The organism is Epilithonimonas hominis, from assembly GCF_003730015.1.
Classification (GTDB): domain Bacteria; phylum Bacteroidota; class Bacteroidia; order Flavobacteriales; family Weeksellaceae; genus Epilithonimonas; species Epilithonimonas hominis.
Genome location: NZ_RJTU01000002.1, coordinates 1 through 2,705, shown reverse-complemented (window position 1 = coordinate 2,705; position 2,705 = coordinate 1). Strand labels below are relative to the sequence as shown.

Sequence of the window (2,705 nt, the reverse complement as noted above, 5' to 3'; positions counted from 1 at the left end):
AAATAATTTGCTCATTTTTTATATGAAATTTTAATGAGACAAAAGTAGACCAACCAAAACGAGCGTTGTTATACAAACAAGACTATGCGTTATACATTTGCGCCAGTTCTTGCTGAAGTTCGGTTGGCGTTTCTTTCAATTTTGCTTTTACAAATTTGTTTAAGGCAGAAGGTGAATTAAATCCTAAATCGAAAGCAATTTCTTTATGAGAAAGGTCGGAAAACATTAACTGACGCTTTATTTCAATTAAAATTCTATTATGAATCGCTTGAATCGCCGTTTCTCCGCAATGTTTTTTAGTAATTGAATTTAATTTTTTAGGAGTAATAGCTAGTTCTTCGGCATAATACTGAACGGTTCTATATTGTTTGTAATGTTCATTCAATAATTTTTTAAACCGAACATAAATGGGTTTGTCGACTGTTTCTTTATGTAAAATTGGATGCAAACCGTGAACGGATTCTATCAAACCTAACAAAAATATTTTAATCTGAAATCTCGCCTGTTCTTTTTTTATCAAGCTTGGATGTTCATAAATTCCTTTAATAATTCTGATCGCATTTACACTTTGTTCAAAATCTTCGGCAGATAAAATGGTACAATTTAGTTGAGTGGAAAGATTGACATTATACGTACTCAGTTCGTTTTTCAAAATATCGGAACAGAACAAAATTTCTTCAAAAAGGATAATCTTACCTTTTAAATCTGTACTTAAATCTGAAGTAAAATGAACCTGCTCTGGAAATACGACGGAAATTTGTCCGGTTTTTAAAGAATGAATTTTATCTTCAATATGGAGTTGTAATGTTCCTTTTTCAATCACAAGAATAAAAAAATGGTCTTTTTTATGAGGCTTTAGATATGGGCTTAAATTCTCTTCACTTAATTCAAAAACGCGGAAAGAAAGATGCTTATCTTCTAATTTTTGAATATTTTTTTTGATTTCCAATTTCTTCATAATTCCATCTTAATAGCGGGTTGCAAAGTTATAGTTTTATTGATTAATTAAGGATAATTGTGTTTCTAAAAAATTACATCGAGGGAACTTTTTATGATTTTAAATTCTCAATGAAAATTCCTATTTTTGTGTAATCTAAAAAAAGTAAAAAGAAAGAAATGAATTCCTACAGAAATCCATTGGAAGAGCGCTATTCCAGTGAAGAAATGTTGTTTAATTTTTCGCATAACAACAAGTTCCAGAACTGGAGAAAGCTTTGGATTGCCCTTGCTGAAATCGAAAAAGACCTTGGACTTGACATCACAGACGAGCAAATCGCTGAATTGAAAGCCAATGCAGAAAACATTGATTATGATGCGGCTGCAGCTTACGAGAAAAAATTTCGTCACGATGTGATGGCTCACGTTCACGCTTATGGAGATGTAGCGCCTTCTGCAAAAGGAATTATTCACTTGGGAGCCACTTCGGCATTTGTAGGAGATAATACCGATTTAATTCAAATCCGTGACGGACTTTTAATTTTAAAGAAAAAGTTGGTGAGCGTGATGAAAAATCTTTCTGATTTTGCAATTCAATACAAAGATTTACCGACTTTAGGATTCACACACTTCCAACCGGCTCAGTTAACGACTGTTGGGAAAAGAGCAACGCTTTGGTTACAAAGCTTAGTTCTTGACATCGAAGAATTAGATTTCTTCTTAGAAACATTGAGATTCAGAGGTGTAAAAGGAACTACCGGAACTGCTGCAAGTTTCCTTGAGCTTTTCAACGGTGATTATTCTAAAGTTAAACATTTAGATAAAGAATTGTCAAAAAGATTCGGTTTCGAAAAGGTTTTCGGAGTTTCCGGACAGACTTACGACAGAAAAATTGACGCAAAAGTGGTGGCTTTATTAGGAAATATCGCTCAATCTGCACATAAATTCACCAACGACTTACGTTTACTTCAAAACCTCAAGGAAATTGAAGAACCATTCGAGAAAAACCAAATCGGTTCATCCGCAATGGCTTACAAGCGTAATCCAATGAGAAGCGAAAGAATCGGAGCACTGGCAAAATATGTAATGTCTTTAACGACAAGTTCTGCAATGGTAGCTTCTACACAATGGTTTGAAAGAACATTGGACGATTCTGCAAACAAGAGATTAACCATTCCACAAGCTTTCTTAGCTGTTGATGCAATTCTATTGATTTGGAATAACATTATGAACGGAATTGTGGTTTATCCGAACAGAATCAACAAACATATTATGGAAGAATTGCCGTTTATGGCAACAGAATACATCATTATGGAGGAAGTGAAAGCTGGTGGCGACCGTCAGGAAATCCACGAAGTAATCAGAGTTCATTCTATGGAAGCGTCTAAAAAGGTAAAAGAAGAAGGTAAAGAAAATGACCTTATCGATAGAATTTTAAATGATAATTCTTTAAAATTAGATAAATCAAAATTAAAAGAGGTTCTTGATCCTAAAAACTTCATCGGTTTTGCGCCAATACAGACGGAGGAATTCATTGCGAATGAAGTTCAGCCGATTATCGATGCAAATCAGGATTTGATTGGTCTAGAAGCTGATCTTAAAGTATAAATTAATTTGCAGTCTTTTGGGCTGCATATTTTGAGATAGCAGTCCTACGGACTGTCCTTTCTCTTTCAGATTGGCTTTCTAACAGATAATATGATTCCTAACGGAATCAGCCTTACTAAATAATATAAAAGAAACATTCCATAGGAATGTTATCTGTGTAG

Annotated in this window: 2 protein-coding genes; one reads left to right on the top strand and one right to left on the bottom strand. The window is 33.9% G+C overall.

Annotation, left to right across the window (positions count from 1 at the left end):
- Positions 1-82: 82 nt before the first annotated feature.
- Positions 83-958 carry an AraC family transcriptional regulator gene (locus EGH73_RS00025; RefSeq protein WP_123280125.1) on the bottom strand — a complete coding sequence of 292 codons (876 nt, stop codon included), beginning with the start codon at positions 956-958 and terminating at the stop codon, positions 83-85.
- Between the two features lie 158 nt (positions 959-1,116).
- Between EGH73_RS00025 and purB the strand changes: the two genes are divergently transcribed.
- Positions 1,117-2,544 carry an adenylosuccinate lyase gene (purB, locus tag EGH73_RS00020; RefSeq protein ID WP_123280124.1) on the top strand — a complete coding sequence of 476 codons (1,428 nt, stop codon included), beginning with the start codon at positions 1,117-1,119 and terminating at the stop codon, positions 2,542-2,544.
- Positions 2,545-2,705 lie beyond the last annotated feature (161 nt).